Raw genomic sequence first — 15642 nt, forward strand, 5'->3', positions numbered from 1 at the left:
TGGTTTCCTGTCATATTCAGGTCAAAGTCGGTTCAGGCCAGATATACGGCCTGAATTCCGCACGTCTATCCGGCCTAACACAAAGTTGATCAGGACTATTCGACCGTGAGCGAGAAACGCCGATTGCGGCGATACATGTCGCGATTGTCCGGATTGTTGGCATCGGTCACCAACAGGATGTCGTCAGCGCGGCGATAATCCGGCGTGCCAGGCTCCAGGCTCTGGACAGCAAAATGGGCAAACCGGTTGGCTCGCACAATGTCGCCAACAGCATAGGCAGACTCGGCTGTGGCCAGCTGGGCATCGGCGCGGCGCCCCTGCTTTTCATATGTGATGGCCAGCTGAGCCCAGGCGAACGCATTGTTCGGCTCGGCAATCAACGCATCATGCAAAGCCTTTTCAGCGGCTTCGACATCGCCTGCTTCGTCACGCGCATTCAGTGACCGGGCAAGGTTGATCAGCAGCAGGGGCTGGCCCGGCTTCAGTTCGAGCGATTTCTCGTGCGGCGCAACAGATTCGGCCGCGCGGCCGCTCTCAAACAGGATCTGGCCTTTAAGCTCCCAGAAAAATGGATTTTCCGGATCGTCTTCAAGCAGTGAGTTCACCTCGATCAGCGCGCGATCAATATCGGAGACCTGCATGGCGGCGATGGAACGCGCATATCGCGCTGGCTGGCTCTGGTCACTGGCCGGGTATTCGCGTGCCACCTTGTTCGGTGTGTCGAGGAAGCCGATGAGCTTGGCACGCATCATCTGGTATTGATTCAATTCCCGATCGGTTTGCGGCGTGTCCATCATGCCGGAATCTTCGGCCAGCTGGCGCACGGTGCGGATCCGGTCCGATGCGAGCGGGTGGGCCCGAAAATAGGGATATCGGCGCGCGCTGGACAGGACTTCCTGATAGCGGAAATTCTCGAAGAATTCGACGATCCCGCGGGGCGACTGACCAAGCTGCGTGAGGTATTCGACTGCCGCGGCATCGGCCGTGGCCTCTTCCGAACGCGTGTGCGTGAAGAAGTTCAGCGCAGCAAATTGTTGTGATGAACCGATCAGGGCTGCACCTGCACCCCCTTCACCGGCGGCCATGGCCAGAATACCAAGACCGATAGAGAGCAGCGCCGGGCGCATGGCGACCCCGGCCGCGCGCGAACGGCTGACCGAGTGGCCACAGGCGATGTGACACGTCTCATGCCCGATCACGCCCTTGATCTGCAGCGAGGAATCCGCAGCGATAATAAGGCCGGTATGAAGGTGAATATTCTGACCGTTCGCCACGAACGCATTCAATGAAGGATCATTGATCAGGTACAGGCCGACATCGTTCGGCTTCAGCCCAGCCACTTCGAGAATGGGATTGGTCCATTCGCGCAGCGTCTCCTCGATCTCCGCATCGCGGATCAGGCTTTGGGCCGTGGCGCTTGCCGCCATCATTGCGGCGAGCGCTGCGGTCGCGGCCAGTTTCAGGAAATTTCGCGCCATGCAAAGCGCCTCCTGTTGATTGCATCTACATCCCTGATTTTATGGGATGCCTTACCGATTGGCGAGGGCTTCCTCGCACTATAACGGATTTGTCAGGAATCGGCTGACTGGAAGATGAATGTCAGGGTTGGATCGAGCCGAATACCAATCTCCGTTCCTGCTTTTGGTGCCGTCATGCGCGGCACAAGCGCGGTAAGGGATTGTCCCTGGCACTCCAGCAACAAACGACAAAGCGGGCCGGTCAGCTGGCTGGCTGTTACACTGGCCCTTACCGCCGAACTCTCATCCTGCAACACGCCTTCCGGGCGTACGATCAGTTCCGCTCCGACTGGTACATCCTGCCCGACGAGTCCGGTCGGCAGGTCTGCGGCCCGTATGCGGCTGACTGGACCGAGAGCGGCGGCAATCGCCGCGCTTTGCGGTCTCTGGTAGATTTCAGCCGCTTCACCCTGCTGCAACAAGTGCCCGCCCTGAAGAATGGCAATGCAATCGGCGCTTTCGAGCGCCTCGGTCGGGTCATGCGTCACCAGCAGTGCCGGAATGCCAGCCTCCCGGATCGCGGCAAGCGCCGTATCCCGCACACTGCCACGCAATGCCGGGTCGAGACCGGAAAATGGCTCATCCATCAGGATCGCGGCAGGCTCCGGCGCAAGTGCGCGGGCAATGGCCACGCGCTGTTGTTCGCCGCCCGAGAGTTCGTGCGGGTATGCGCCGGCCCGATCTGTCAGACCAAGCCGCTCCAGCCATTCGGCCGCCAGCAGGCGGGCCGCTTCCTTGCCGCGCGATTTGAGCCCGAAGGCCACATTCTGCGCGGCGGTCAAATGCGGGAACAAGGCGAAATCCTGAAAGATCAGCCCAATGCGGCGTTTCTCGGCCGGGACCGTCTTGCCCGGCGCAGAGAGCAATTCATCTCCCAGCCGGATCTCACCACCATCGAGCGGTTCAAGTCCGGCGAACAAGCGCAACAAAGTCGATTTTCCCGCGCCGGACCCACCGAGCAATGCTGTGATGTTGCCGGGTTCCAGAGTGAGGCTTACGCCCTCCACCACAGCGGTTGGCCCATAGCGGCGGGTTACGTTCGTGGCGGTCAAATGCACACTCATTCCGTGTCCCCCGGACGCGAATGGCTGAGCCGCCACGATAGCAGGATCACGGGCAGCAAGCCTGCCAGCGTGATGAGTAGGGACGGCAAGGCCGCTGCCGCCAACCGCTCGTCCGTGGCATAGGCATTCGCCCGAACAGACAGTGTGTCCCAATTGAAAGGTCGCAGCATCAAGGTAGCCGGCAGCTCTTTCAGGGATTCAACGAACAGGATCAGTGCACCAGCCATGGCGCCTGATAGCGCGACCGGCAGGTCAACGGAAACCGCGCGGCGCAGCGGCGAAGCCCCAAGGCTCTCGGCGGCATAGCCCATGGAGGCCGGGGCGCGACCGAGCGCTGCCACCATCGGCTCTGCGCCCGACGTGGTGAACCGGCTGGCATAGACCCATGCCAAGGCCACGATTGCCCCCGCCCCGGTCAGCGTGATGCCAAGATATCCCATCACCAACAGCGCGCCGAGCGCGAGAACGGCACCCGGAATGGCGTAGCCGGTCGAGGCCATCAGACGCGCAAAGCCGGCGATCAGTCCGCTCTGCCGGGCCGTCAGCGCGATGACCATCGCCAGCACGAACGCCAGCGCCGCACCTGACCCGGCAAGGATCAGCGTGTTCACCAACGCCCGCCCGATTGGCGCGATCTGGTCTTGCGATTCCATGACAAGCCAGACCAGGCGCGACATTGGCAAAACGAAAGTAGCAAGGAACAGGAGCGCACAGGCCGCCATTGCGCCCAGGCCGGCCCAGCGTGGCAGGCGCGCCCGTGACACGCTGCGCCACCGCGTCGAGCTTTGCTGGCTGCCCGCACGTCCCCGCGTATGACGCTCGGTCAGAATCAGCGCGATCACGATCACGACCAGAACCAGAGCGAGCCGCGCCGCTGCCGCGGGTTCGCCAAAGCTCTGCCAGGCGCGCACAATGCCGAAGGTCAGAGTGGGCACACCGAGAAACTCCGCTGCGCCATAATCGGCCGCCGCTTCCATCAGGGTCAGGGCAAGGCCGGCTGCGATGGCCGGTCGGGCGGCCGGCAGGGCGACCTGCCAGAACCGCCGGGCACTGCTGGCACCCAGACTGCGCGCCGCCTCCAGAGCGCAGACAGATTGCGAGACGAAGGCCGCTCGGGCCGTCAGATAGACATAAGGATAAAGCGCGCAGGTCAGCACGAAGGCGAGCCCCGGCAGGCTGCGCATGTCCGGAAACCAATAGTCCCGCGCGGTCCAGCCGGTAACATCCCGGATCGCTGTCTGGAACGGCCCCATCAGGCCCATCAAATCGGCATAGGCATAGGCAAGCACATAGCCGGGCGCCGCCAGAGGCAGGATCAGCAACCATTCGAACAGGCCCCGTCCCGGAAACTGGTACATCGTCACCAGCCAAGCCGCCGGAACCGCAACGGCGAGCGTCATGAGCGCGGTTAACAGCAGCGTGCCGAGCGTGCCGGTCGTGTAGCCGGTCAACAGCGTGTCGCGGATATGGGTCCACGCTTCACCGCCACCATTCATCAGGCCCGCAAACAGGGTCACGACAACAGGTACAGCAATGATCAAGCCCGCCAATAAGGCGGGCCCGTCAATGCTCCTGAATCGGAAGCGGCGTATGGCGGCCAGAGCGCTCAAACGAGATCAGTTCCATCCAGCCCGGTCGTAGATGGCCTGTGCCTCGGCCTGATTCTCTCCAAGCTTGTTGAGCGGGAATACGCTTTCCTTGAAATCAGGCGGCAGCCGGTCGAGCCCTTCCGGCATCTCGGCGCCAGCGACCAGCGGGATTTCCTTGGTCTCGGTGGTCAGCAGGAACTGGCCCTCCTCACCGGCCAGCCATTCAATGAACTGGATGGCAGCCTCCTTGTGCGGTGCATGGGCCGCAACCCCCGCGCCGGTGACATTCACATGCGCGCCCCAGCTATCCTGCTGCGGGAAGGACAGCATCGTCTTTTCGACCGATTTGCGCTGGGCGTCGGAGCCTTGCGTCATGCGCACCCAGTAATAATGGTTCACCAGCGCGACCGAGCATTGGCCAGCGGCAATTGCCTCAATCTGCCCGGTGTCGCCGCCCTGGGGCGGACGTGCGAAGTTCGCCACCACGCTGCGCGCCCAAGCCTCGGCCGTATCCTTGCCAAGTCGATCAATCAATTCCCCCATCAGGGAGAGATTGTAGATGTTCGTGCTGGACCGCATGCAGACATCGCCCTCGAGATTGGCGCTGGCGAGGTCAGCATATTCATCCACTTGCTCCGGCTCGACACGGGCAGGATCATACACGATCACGCGCAGCCGTTTGGCCAGACCGTACCATTGATTGTCCGGATCGCGGAAATGCTCGGGAATGCGCGTCGCTAGCAATTCGGACTCGACGGGCTGCATCAGGCCCGCATCCTTGAATCGGTAAAGTGTGCCAGCATCGGACGAGATAATGACATCCGCCGGACTATTGTCGCCTTCGGCCTTCATCGCCTCAAGCAGTTCGGCCGCGCCGGATTCGCGAAACCGAATGCGGATACCGGTCTCATCCTCGAAGCGTTTGTAAAGCTCCTTGTCGGAATCATAGTGCCGGGCCGAATATACATTCAGCAGGCCGGTGGGCTCAGCCACAGATTCTGCAGCAACTTCGGACTCCCCGGAATCTCCAGAGGGTGCCCCGCAAGCGGCAAGAAAAACGCAGGCGGTGGCCAGGGATGCATACCATTTCATGGAACAAACTCTCTTTGAGGGGCATTGATGATCTGTTCAATCACATTTGAGAATGGATCGCAACGAACGACATGCGCGACCTTTTTGCCCGAAATTTGCACAGACCCCCGGATTGGGACGGTCATGAGCAAGAATCTTATGCTGCATCGCACAAAATGCGATATTGATCTGAAGATACAAAATGAGTCCGGAAAACCGGACGTAACAATCAGGTGCTTGGGGATGACAATGAAAGATATCGTAGTGGATCTCGATTTAGGGTCACCGGAAGAGGACGCGCTTCTGTCAGCAACGCTCGACGCGTTCGTCATCGAACAGCTTGAGCGCGACGCCGATGAAGGCCCCGAAATGATGGTACGCACCGCATTCCGTCCGACCGGCGAGATGTGCAAGGAAATCGTGTTCCAGAGCCAGAAATGGGCCGAAGCTTTCCAATCCTATTGGGAAAGCCAGAAAATGCAGGTCTCCGCCGCCTGAGCGTTCAATTCGCTAGTAGAATGGCATAGATAGCGCAGATGACCTGCGCCGCCCGCCCCGAAACATCTTCCCCCCGCATTGCCATCGCTGGCGCGGGCATTATCGGCCTCAGCTGCGCGCTCGAACTCGCCCGGCGCGGCGCGGCCATCACGCTCTACGATCCCAACACACCCGGTCGCGGCGCCAGCTGGGCTGCTGCTGGCATGATTGCCCCCGCCTTCGAGGCCGCCTCAGAGCCGGGCGTTCACCCCCAACTTTTTGATCTCTGTCTTGAAAGCGCGCGGCTCTGGCCGGAATTTGCAGCGCACCTTGAAACCGAAAGCGGAGAAACTGTCGGATATGCGGCCGGACCATCCCTGGCGGTCGCCGCGAGTGAAGCAATGGCAGCCCACCTCGACGGAATCCTCGACACGCTGACCAAGCGCGGCCTGCCCGGCCAGCGGCTGGACATGGATGCCGCACGCCGGATCGAACCGGCGCTGTCGCCTGACCTGCGCGGCGTCCTGCAGCTCACCACGGATGGCCACGTGAACAATCGCGCCGTCGTCTCGGCGCTGCTCGCCCTGTGTGAACGCCACCCTCGCATCATGCTGGAACGCACGCCCGCACCGTTACAGTCACACGACGACGCGCTGGATGTGGAAGGCCATGATTTCATTCTGATCACAGCCGGCTGGCAGAGCGGCGAGTTGAAAGTGACCGAACATGGCAAGCAATTCAGCCTGGCAAACTGGGACTCGTCGCTGGATGAGATCGACACTTATGGCGGCCAGATGCTGTCGGTTGAGCGTCGGGCAGACCACCCCGCCACCACACTGCGCGCCGGTCCGATCTACATGGTGCCACGTGGCGACCAACTTGTCATCGGCGCCACGATGGAGCCCGGCCGTACGACAGGTATGCCGAACACGGATGATGTCGCCAACCTCCTCCAAGACGCTTCTCGCATCGTGCCCTCGCTGGCGGATGCCCGCATCACCTCCGCATGGTCCGGCATACGTCCCGGTACACCAGACTTCGCGCCCTTTCTCGGTCGCACGCGCCAGCCCAACATGTTCGTCGCCGCAGGCCATTATCGCAATGGCATCCTTTTGACGCCCATCACGGCAAGGATCGTGGCTGACCTGATACTGGGTGGCGACTCCAGCGACCTTGCCGCTGCCTTCGCGCCATCTCGCGCGCTTCCGGCGCAAGTCTGATTTTCCTTGAATTCAGCGCCGGAATGCGTATGTAGGCGCTTCGATCCGCAGAGAAACCACTGGAGGCCAAAGACATGGATTACGCAAAGCCCAATGCTTCGCTGACCCTTTCCATGATCGCACGGCCTGTCCATGTCTTCCTTTCTCACGCTCGATTCCCTTTCCCTCACCACGCCTGACGGCACGCCGCTCTTTGACGGCCTGACCCTGTCGCTCGGCCGCGAACGCATTGGCCTTGTCGGCCGCAATGGCTGCGGCAAGTCCACCCTGTTGCGCGCCATAGCCGGCGATGTGGAGCCTGCACGCGGCAGCCTGTCCGTGCACGGCCGCCTGGGCCGCCTCGCCCAGATCGCGGACGAAGCCCAGACCATCTCCGAAACGCTCGGTGCGGCAGACGGCCTTGCCCGACTTGCGCGCCTGGCAGCGGGTGAAGGTTCACTGGAAGATGCCGATTTGGCCGACTGGACGCTGGAGTCCCGGCTCGAATCCGTTCTGGCATCGACCGGTCTCCGCGACATGCCATGGGACACCCGCCTATACCGGCTCAGCGGCGGCGAACGCACACGAATCATGATCGCCCGGCTCCTGTTGGAAGAGCCCGACATATTGCTGCTGGACGAACCCACCAACAATCTTGATACGGATGGCCGTGCCGCCATCGCGAAGCTCCTGCGCGATTGGCGCGGTGGCGCACTCATCGCCAGCCATGACCGCGACCTGTTGGAACAGACGGACCGGATCGTGGAATTGTCCCCCATAGGCGTGACCGTGTTCGGCGGCGGGTGGAGCGACTTCCGCGAAGCCCGCGACGCTGCCCGCGCACAGGCCGAAGCTGATCTCGCCAGATCCCAGACCGCCCTGCGTCGCACACAGGCAGACGCCCAGCGCGCAAAGGAAAAACAGGACCGGCGCGACAAGGCGGGCCGCACCGCCCGCGCAAAGGGTGATGCCCCCAAGATGCTGCTCGACAAGCGGCAGGAACGCGCCGAGGCCACCGCCGCACGGGGCGGCGACCTTGCCAGCCGCCAGACCAATGAAAGCGCTGCCGTACTGGAAGCCGCCCGCGCCAGGGTCGAAGTTACCGCGCCCGTCACGATGGAATTGCCGCCGGTTCACCTGCCCCGGTCAAAGGACATCCTGCGCGTGACCGAGGCCGTCGCCGCCTTCGGCAACCGCCGCCTGTTCGGGCCGCTCAGCTTTGACATCAGAGGGCCGGAGCGGATCGCCATTGCCGGCCCGAATGGCGCCGGCAAGTCGACGCTGATGCGCATGGTCCTTGGCGAAATCGCCCCCGCCTCCGGCACGGTCGAGACGCTGACGCCCCGCATCGCCCGGTTGGACCAGCATGTCAGCCTGCTGCCCTCGGGCGGCTCGATTCTCGAGGCCATCCTCGCCGTCCAGCCGCACCTGACAAAGAATGAAACCCATGCCGCCCTCGCCCGCTTCGCCTTCCGAAATGAGGCTGCCCACCAGTCCGTGGCGACGCTCAGCGGCGGCGAACGCCTGCGCGCGGGCCTCGCCGCCATCTTTGCCGCGCCCGAGCCGCCCGAACTCCTCCTGCTGGACGAGCCGACCAATCATCTCGACATGGCCACGATCGAAACCCTAGAAGCCGCCCTCAACGCCTATTCCGGCGCCCTCCTCGTCATCAGCCACGACCCAGCCTTCCTCACAGCCATTGGCATCACGCGCACAATTGCGCTCCCCTGACGCAGGGCAATCGCTGGACGGGCCTGCATGGCCGCCTTAAGTCTGGCCCTCAGGAGGATTACGTCACATGCATCAGATCGCGCCGATGAGTGAAGATCAGGCCGCCATCAAGGCCGCCGTCGAAAAAACGCTCGAACCCTTTGGGGATGATTACTGGGCGAAGACGGACGAGACCGGCGACTGGCCGGAGGAATTCTGTGACGCCATGGCCGCGGGCGGCTGGCTCGGCATTGCCTTCCCGGAGGAATATGGCGGCGCGGGCCTTGGCCTGACCGAAGCGGCGCTGATGATGCAGACGGTCACGCGCACCGGCGCGGGCTATTCCGGCGCCTCTGCCATCCATCTCAACATTTTCGGGCCGAAGCCCCTGGAGCGCTTCGGCAATCCGGAACAGAAGCGCGAAAACCTGCCCAAGATCATCTCTGGCGAGGAGAAGATGTGCTTTGCCGTGACCGAGCCGAATTCCGGCCTCGACACGTCCAGCCTCGAAACCAAGGCCGAGCGCACCAATACCGGCTACACGATCAATGGACGCAAGATCTGGACGACCGGGGCCCAGCGCGCCGACAAGATCCTGATCATCGCGCGCACCACGCCCAAGGACCAGTGCGCCAAGCCCTATCTCGGCCTCTCCCTGTTCTACACAGACCTCGACCCGAACAAGATCGAGCGCCAGCCGATCCCGAAAATGGGCCGCAAGGCGGTCGAGTGCAACATGCTCTATATTGACGGGCTCGAAGTGCCGAAAGACCACCTGATCGGCGAAGAAGGCGAAGGCTTCAAATACCTGCTTCAGGGCCTGAACCCGGAGCGCGTCCTGTTCGCGGTGGAATCCATCGGGCTTGGCTTTTCCGCGCTGGAGCGGGCCGCAACTTATGCGAAAGAGCGCGTCGTCTTTGGCCGTCCGATTGGCCAGAATCAGGGCATCCAGCATCCGCTGGCAAAATCCTGGGCCGAACTCTCCGCCGCCGAACTGCTCGCCTACAAGGCGGCCGGGCTCTATGATGCCGGACAGGATTGCGGGGCCGAAGCCAATTCCGCGAAATATCTCGGCACCGAAGCCGGCTTCCGCGCCTGCGAGACCGCCGTGCTGACACATGGCGGCATGGGCTACGCGAAAGAATACCATGTCGAGCGCATGATGCGCGAAGCCATGCTCGCCCGCATCGCCCCGGTCAGCCGCGAGATGATCCTCAACTTCATCGCCGAACGCGTCCTCGGCCTGCCGAAGAGTTACTAATTGATCCGGGGAGACCACCCGGCCTGTCCCCGGCCCTTTAACGTCAAAACCCCTGACCTGCCGCGCAGGTCAGGGGTTTTTTCTACGCCCTATCCAACCGGACTTGGCGCCGTGGCAGGATTGGCTGCATGGACTCGCTGTTTGCCCCGCTCGGCCCGCTATCGCCGCATCTGGAACCCTACCGGTTCTGGATCTGGCTGCAGATGGTCGCCCTGCGCCTGTATGTGCGGGCGCTGAAGGGCCGGGGCGTTCCGTTCATGACGGTCATCGACCATCGCGGCACCGTGTATCTTCAATGGATCGGCGACGCGCCGCATGAGCGCGACCCGGACCCGCTGGCCTTCACATGGTCAAAGGCTTTCCGCCTGGCGATCGGCGATCTGGACTCCGCCCATCCCGGCGAACACCGGAACCGTGTGCGACTTGATGCGGGCGAACCAAGCTGCCAGATGCCGTTCAGCCAAAGCTACGCCCTGCCCGGTCCGGACCCCTGACCGCGCCACCTTTCACGAAAATTCAAACTCCCCCGAAGCGCCCTCACAGGCGTCGCACCTGCTGGCGCGGCCAGCCTACATGTTGTCGGCCTTGGTCATGTGCTGGAAGAATTCTTCCTTACTGTTGGTACGCGGATAAGGCTCGGCGGGCACCGGCTTACCCAGGAAGGCGCAGAGTGGTTCCCAGCCATCCTTGGCCGAATGGACCAGAAGGCGCTCGGCGGGAATGGTCGCCTTCACTTCGGCTTCGTGCGCGTTGAAGGCGGCGATCAGGCTGTCCTTGTCTTTCGCGCCGCCAAAGCTGCGCTCCAGCACTTTTGTCACCATCTTGAACCATTCGGTCGCTTGCGGCGGCCAGGTGTCCGGCGCCCAGACGGTGGCCAGAATGGTCTCGGATATGCTGCTGTACCAGCTCTCGGCGGAACGCGTCGAAAGGATGATCTTCGCGTCCGGATAGGCCTCGGCCGTCTCCTGCCAGAAGGCTGCGGTTGGCCAGTCCACGGCGGAATTGTACCCGTCATAAATGGCGCCGAAGTCTGGTGTGCCTGCCAGCGCAGAATTCCAGAGCGGAACCTGTGCCTCGCCATTCTCGATGACCTCGATCATGTGATGGCACGGCCCGAAGCCGAGTTGCTCGAGCGCCAGTTTGAGCGACATCGTGCCTGTGCGCCCGAAACCGGCGCTGATTACGGATAGTGTCATTGAATTTGTTCCCTTCACAGCCTTTCAGGCGTCCCTGCTGTTTCCATAGCATGACCATGAGGCGGGCGGTAACAAGAAATTTGCCTTGCAGGGCGAAGTCGATCAGGCGACCACCTGGGTCGGGACCGACAGCATGGATCCCATGCCGTCGAACTTCAGCTCGCCGGTCAGGTAAGGCAGCATCTTCTCGGCCATCAGGGGCTTGGTGAAGATATAGCCTTGGACCAGATGGCACCCGGCCGAGCGCACATGGTCCAGTTCCTCGCGGGTCTCCACGCCTTCCGCCACACAGGCAATCGACAGCGACCGGCAGAGGCGGCTGATCGTCCGGACAAGGCCAAAGCTTTTCTGATTGTGGTCGATTGACGAAATGAAGCTTCGATCGATCTTCACAATGTCGAATTCCAATTCCTGCAAGTACCGCAGGGACGAGAAGCCCGTGCCGAAATCATCCAGCGCGATCTTCACACCCAGTTCCCGGAATTTCAGCAGGTTGTTGTGAACCTCGGTGAAATCCGTCAGCAAAGAGGATTCGGTCACCTCAATCGAAATGCGCTGGCGCAGGCTCGGCGGCTGGCGGATCAGCATCGAGGCAAGCAGGTCCGTACACTGCCGGCTGTTCACATCCTGCGCAGACAGGTTCACCGCAATACGTGCCGTTTCCGGCCAAACCTTCAACTGGGCAATCACCTTGCGGAAGACTGCCAGAGTCATTTCCTGGGTCATGCCAGCTTTCTCGGCAATCGGCACGAACTCGCCCGGCGGCACCATACCAATTTCCGGACTGTCCCAGCGCGCCAGTGCCTCGCAACGCCGAATGGCCCCATCGCGTGTGTCGATGATCGGCTGGAAAACCAGATGAATTTCCTTGTCGAGATCCGCATTCTTGAAAGCTTGGTGCACAAGCACTTCGCGGCGTTTGCTGGCGGCATGATGAGACGAAAACTCGACCACGGGGCCGGACGTCGCTTCCTTGGCGCGGAACAGGGCAAAATCTGCCTGCTCAAGCAGGTCTTTTGCCGAGGCGACATCAAAGCTGCGCGAAGACATGCCGACCGAGGCCGATACGCGGCTGATATCTCCACTCGGCAGGACAACCGGGTGACTGATCGAAGCGACCAGTTCCAGCGAGAACTTCATGGCTTCCTCGCGCGATGTGTTCCACGGCAGGACGTACGCGAACTCATCTCCGCCAAGGCGCGCGACCGAACCACCATAGCGGGCCGCCGCTGCCTTCATGCGGTTTGCTGTTTCCACCAGCATGGCATCCCCTGCCGAATGTCCGAACACGTCATTCAAGGGCTTGAAGCCGTCCAGGTCGACCAGTCCGACAATCGGCAATTCCCCATTCGGGCTGCGCTCGAAGAAAAGGTTTATCTGCTCGAAGAAGCGGCGGCGGTTCGGCAGGCCGGTCAGGGTATCTGACAAGGCCAGGAAGCGATTGGATTCCGCCAGGCCCGATGCCCGCTCATTCTCAGAGACCAGCTCATTGTGCAGCATCACCGATTCCGCGATGCGCTGCTTGTAAGTCAGGGACACTTTCAGGAATGCCGCATACGACACCGCCATCGGCACGGCCATATAGCCATAGTAAAACGGATCATGGCGCACGAAGACAAAGCAGAATATCAGCAACGTCCCCGACAAGCCAGCTGCCACAATACGCGGGCGCGGCATTGAGCACATCATGCCAACCGGGCCGATCAGGCCGGTAAACAGAGCCAATTGCGCTTCCTGCCGACCGATCGCGTAGGGCCACAATAGAGCAATCCAGCCTCCGATGACCGCAAAGATGATCAGCGAGCCAATTTCTATCACCACGAAATCACGCTGGGCGCGCAGGGGATCTGTGAATTCAGCCTGTGAATCGCGCCAGTGATTGATCCGCAGGATACTCCCTACGATGAACAGGCATGGCAGGCCGAGTGTCAGGTATAACGGCGCATGGTTCAGGAAGCTCATCCCGAGCGACAGCGACGCGACACACAACATCGCGTAGAGCGCTGACAAATTTCTCGAAGTCGCGCGCATTTGCTCCATGACGACCGCTTCTTCGAGCGTTCGCGCGTTCTGGAGCATTGTACGGTAATGCTTGATGTCGGATATACTTCGCATATCAGCCTGTTCTGTTCTGCGGTAACCAATAGCGACAGTTCCATAAAGCCCGGTTTAGTGGGGAAATGATTCCACTACTTTCCATTAACCATGTCTTCATTCCCATTTCGGGCCATCAAGTTGCGTCTGGGCTCTTGCAATTCCCGCATTCGCTGGCAAACAGCATCACATGACCGACACGCTCCCAGACCGCCTCGCCCTTGATCCAGACAGCAAGTTTCACGATGCAGATTTGCTGCAACGCGAGATCGGCGTCCGCTTCAACGGAACCGAGAAAACCAATGTCGAGGAGTATTGTGTATCTGAAGGCTGGATCCGCGTTGCCGCTGGCAAGGCGCTTGATCGCAAGGGCAAGCCTCTCACGCTGAAGCTGAAAGGCAATGTCGAAGTCTGGCTCAAGGATCAGCCCGAGGGCTGAGGCCGCCTTCAGGCTTTCCACTTTCCCACATCCCGGACTCCGCATAGACTCCCGCTCGGGAGGAAATCGTCATGCCGTATCTGATTGCCGGGCTGGTCGTGTTCTTTGGGGTCCATCTGTTTTCCGCGTTTCGAAGCCGAAAACCGGGAGAGGATCTGAAACAACGTATAGGCTACGGCCCCTATATGGGGCTCTACAGCCTGATTTCGTTGATCGGATTGGTCCTGATCATCTATGGCTATGACGCAGCGCGCTGGATGGGATCGCTCTATTTCGCGCCCAGTTGGGGCTCACACGTCAACATGGCGCTGATGCTGCCAGCCTTGATCTTCCTCGTCGCTGCCAACCTGCCGACAGGCCGGATCAAAAAAGCCCTGAAGCACCCCATGTTGGTGGCGGTGAAGCTCTGGGCGCTTGGTCACCTTCTGGCCAATGGCGAGTGGAACTCGATCATCCTGTTTGGCAGCTTCCTCGCCTATGCCGTGATCGACCGGATCGCAGTGAAGAAGCGCGGCGACAATGGCCCGCCGGGTGATGTGGCGGTGTCCAATATGGGAGACATTGGCGCGCTGGTGATCGGGACCGGCGTGTATGTCGCGTTCGTCTTCCACCTGCATCGATGGCTGATCGGCGTGCCTGTCGTGCCGGGAGTGTAGTCACATGGATGCGCAATGCGCTTGCGGCGCCCTGAAAGTCACACTGCCTGACGATATCACGCCGGCCGTTGTCGCCTGTCACTGTACCGCGTGCCAGCGTCGCACCGGCTCCCCCTTCGGAGTGGGGGCATATTACCTGCTCACTGCTTTGACCATTACAGGCAAGGCTACCCCCTGGACACGCGAAGCTGACAGCGGGGGTACCTTCACGACCTATTTTTGTCCCACTTGCGGGTCTACCGTCTACTGGGTCACGGAAAAGCACCCGGAAGCAGCAGGTATCGCCGTAGGGGCGATCGCAGATCCGCGCTTTCCCGGGCCGATCCGCTCGGTCTGGGAAGAAACCCGGCATGAGTGGGTGGACATACCCACCGCCCTGCAGCACTTCCCCAAAGGCCGCAGCTGATCCGGCAGCGCCGGAGCGACCGTTCACATGCGCTTGCCCGCCGGTCTGAGGCAGGCTAAGTCGCTGGCCATGTCGAAACAAACTCGTATTTCCCGAAAAACCGTCAAGGATATCGCCGCCGCCAAAGGGGGTGAACCGCTCGTCTGCCTGACGGCCTATGACGCGCCAATGGCCGAGATCATGGACCCGCATGCCGACCTGATCCTCGTTGGCGACAGCGTCGGCATGGTGGTCCATGGCCTGCCCTCGACCGTTGGCGTGACGATGGAGATGATGATCCTGCACGGTCAGGCCGTGATGCGCGGCAGCCAGCAGGCCTTCGTCGTCGTCGATATGCCCTTTGGCAGCTACGAGACGAGCGAAGATCAGGCCTTTTTGAATGCCGCCCGCATCATGAAGGAAACCGGCTGTCAGGCGGTCAAGATCGAGAGCGGCGCCTATGCCGCTACCCAGATCGCCCATCTTGTGGAGCGTGGCATTCCGGTCATGGGCCATGTCGGCCTGCGCCCGCAGGCGGTGAATGTCGATGGTGGCTTCCGCGCCAAGGGCCGCACCGAATCCGAACGCGACATCGTGCTGAACGAGGCGCGCGCTGCAGACGAAGCGGGCGCATTTGCCATTGTCATCGAAGGCGTTGCGCGCGATCTCGCCGACGAGATTACCAAGGCCGTCAGCTGCCCCACAATCGGCATCGGCGCGTCCGCCAGCTGCGATGGCCAGGTACTGGTCACACAGGACATGTTGGGCCTGTTCGACTGGGCGCCAAAATTCGTGCGCCGTTACGCCGACCTCCGCAGCGAGATCGACACCGCCCTCGGCCAGTTTGCTGTCGACGTCCGGTCCCGCGAATTCCCCGGCGAAGCCGAGACCTATTCCCTGCGAAAACCTGAGGCGAAACAGCCCTGACACGTTGCAGCTGGGCGCAGGCGCGTCTAGGTTCCCCCCGAAGTCAGATTACCCGAT

15 protein-coding genes are annotated in these 15642 nt (G+C 61.6%); 9 read left to right on the forward strand and 6 right to left on the reverse strand.

Going from position 1 to position 15642, the window contains the following annotated elements; genetic code table 11:
* Window positions 1-95: 95 nt before the first annotated feature.
* The 4 genes from B3527_RS09965 to B3527_RS09980 form a co-directional block, all read right to left on the reverse strand.
* On the reverse strand, window positions 96-1478 hold the full coding sequence (locus B3527_RS09965; protein WP_290479769.1) for a M48 family metalloprotease: 1383 nt from the start codon (window positions 1476-1478) through the stop codon (window positions 96-98).
* Window positions 1479-1570: 92 nt separating this feature from the next.
* The gene (locus tag B3527_RS09970; protein ID WP_206991097.1) at window positions 1571-2581 is read right to left on the reverse strand and encodes an ABC transporter ATP-binding protein; all 1011 of its coding nucleotides are present in this window, start codon (window positions 2579-2581) and stop codon (window positions 1571-1573) included.
* On the reverse strand, window positions 2578-4131 hold the full coding sequence (locus B3527_RS09975) for an ABC transporter permease (protein WP_290481947.1): 1554 nt from the start codon (window positions 4129-4131) through the stop codon (window positions 2578-2580). Before B3527_RS09975 ends, B3527_RS09970 begins: the two co-directional genes overlap by 4 nt.
* Before the next feature lie 66 nt (window positions 4132-4197).
* Entirely contained in the window at window positions 4198-5262 is a 1065-nt protein-coding gene (locus B3527_RS09980) for an extracellular solute-binding protein (protein ID WP_290480776.1), read from the reverse strand.
* A gap of 228 nt (window positions 5263-5490) precedes the next feature.
* Between B3527_RS09980 and B3527_RS09985 the strand changes: the two genes are divergently transcribed.
* The 5 genes from B3527_RS09985 to B3527_RS10005 all read left to right on the forward strand — a co-directional run bounded on the left by B3527_RS09985 (window position 5491) and on the right by B3527_RS10005 (window position 10382).
* Window positions 5491-5739, forward strand: a complete 249-nt coding sequence (locus B3527_RS09985; protein WP_156947783.1) for a hypothetical protein — start codon at window positions 5491-5493, stop codon at window positions 5737-5739.
* A gap of 38 nt (window positions 5740-5777) precedes the next feature.
* A complete protein-coding gene (gene thiO, locus B3527_RS09990) occupies window positions 5778-6938 on the forward strand; it encodes a glycine oxidase ThiO (RefSeq protein WP_206991099.1) in 1161 nt (386 codons plus the stop codon).
* A gap of 132 nt (window positions 6939-7070) precedes the next feature.
* On the forward strand, window positions 7071-8648 hold the full coding sequence (locus tag B3527_RS09995; RefSeq protein ID WP_290479771.1) for an ABC-F family ATP-binding cassette domain-containing protein: 1578 nt from the start codon (window positions 7071-7073) through the stop codon (window positions 8646-8648).
* Window positions 8649-8715: 67 nt separating this feature from the next.
* Window positions 8716-9888: an acyl-CoA dehydrogenase family protein gene (locus B3527_RS10000; protein WP_156947782.1), complete on the forward strand. Its 1173-nt coding sequence runs from the start codon at window positions 8716-8718 to the stop codon at window positions 9886-9888.
* Between the two features lie 128 nt (window positions 9889-10016).
* Window positions 10017-10382, forward strand: a complete 366-nt coding sequence (locus B3527_RS10005; RefSeq protein WP_290480777.1) for a hypothetical protein — start codon at window positions 10017-10019, stop codon at window positions 10380-10382.
* 75 nt (window positions 10383-10457) lie between these two features.
* On the opposite strand, the gene B3527_RS10010 is transcribed toward B3527_RS10005, so the two are convergent.
* Window positions 10458-11084: a sulfotransferase family protein gene (locus tag B3527_RS10010; RefSeq protein ID WP_290479773.1), complete on the reverse strand. Its 627-nt coding sequence runs from the start codon at window positions 11082-11084 to the stop codon at window positions 10458-10460.
* A gap of 102 nt (window positions 11085-11186) precedes the next feature.
* Window positions 11187-13199: a putative bifunctional diguanylate cyclase/phosphodiesterase gene (locus tag B3527_RS10015; protein WP_290481145.1), complete on the reverse strand. Its 2013-nt coding sequence runs from the start codon at window positions 13197-13199 to the stop codon at window positions 11187-11189.
* Window positions 13200-13368: 169 nt separating this feature from the next.
* Between B3527_RS10015 and B3527_RS10020 the strand changes: the two genes are divergently transcribed.
* From B3527_RS10020 to panB, 4 genes are all read left to right on the forward strand, one after another.
* Window positions 13369-13617 (forward strand): DUF3297 family protein, encoded by a 249-nt coding sequence (locus tag B3527_RS10020; RefSeq protein ID WP_034810991.1) that lies wholly within the window; start codon window positions 13369-13371, stop codon window positions 13615-13617.
* A gap of 71 nt (window positions 13618-13688) precedes the next feature.
* Window positions 13689-14273: an NnrU family protein gene (locus B3527_RS10025; protein WP_290479775.1), complete on the forward strand. Its 585-nt coding sequence runs from the start codon at window positions 13689-13691 to the stop codon at window positions 14271-14273.
* A gap of 4 nt (window positions 14274-14277) precedes the next feature.
* On the forward strand, window positions 14278-14679 hold the full coding sequence (locus B3527_RS10030; RefSeq protein ID WP_290479776.1) for a GFA family protein: 402 nt from the start codon (window positions 14278-14280) through the stop codon (window positions 14677-14679).
* Window positions 14680-14748: 69 nt separating this feature from the next.
* Complete coding sequence (gene panB, locus B3527_RS10035; protein ID WP_206993252.1) at window positions 14749-15585, forward strand: 3-methyl-2-oxobutanoate hydroxymethyltransferase; 837 nt, start codon at window positions 14749-14751, stop codon at window positions 15583-15585.
* Window positions 15586-15642 lie beyond the last annotated feature (57 nt).

Origin of the sequence: Hyphomonas sp. UBA4505 (assembly GCF_002388685.1) — a bacterium.
GTDB lineage: Bacteria > Pseudomonadota > Alphaproteobacteria > Caulobacterales > Hyphomonadaceae > Hyphomonas.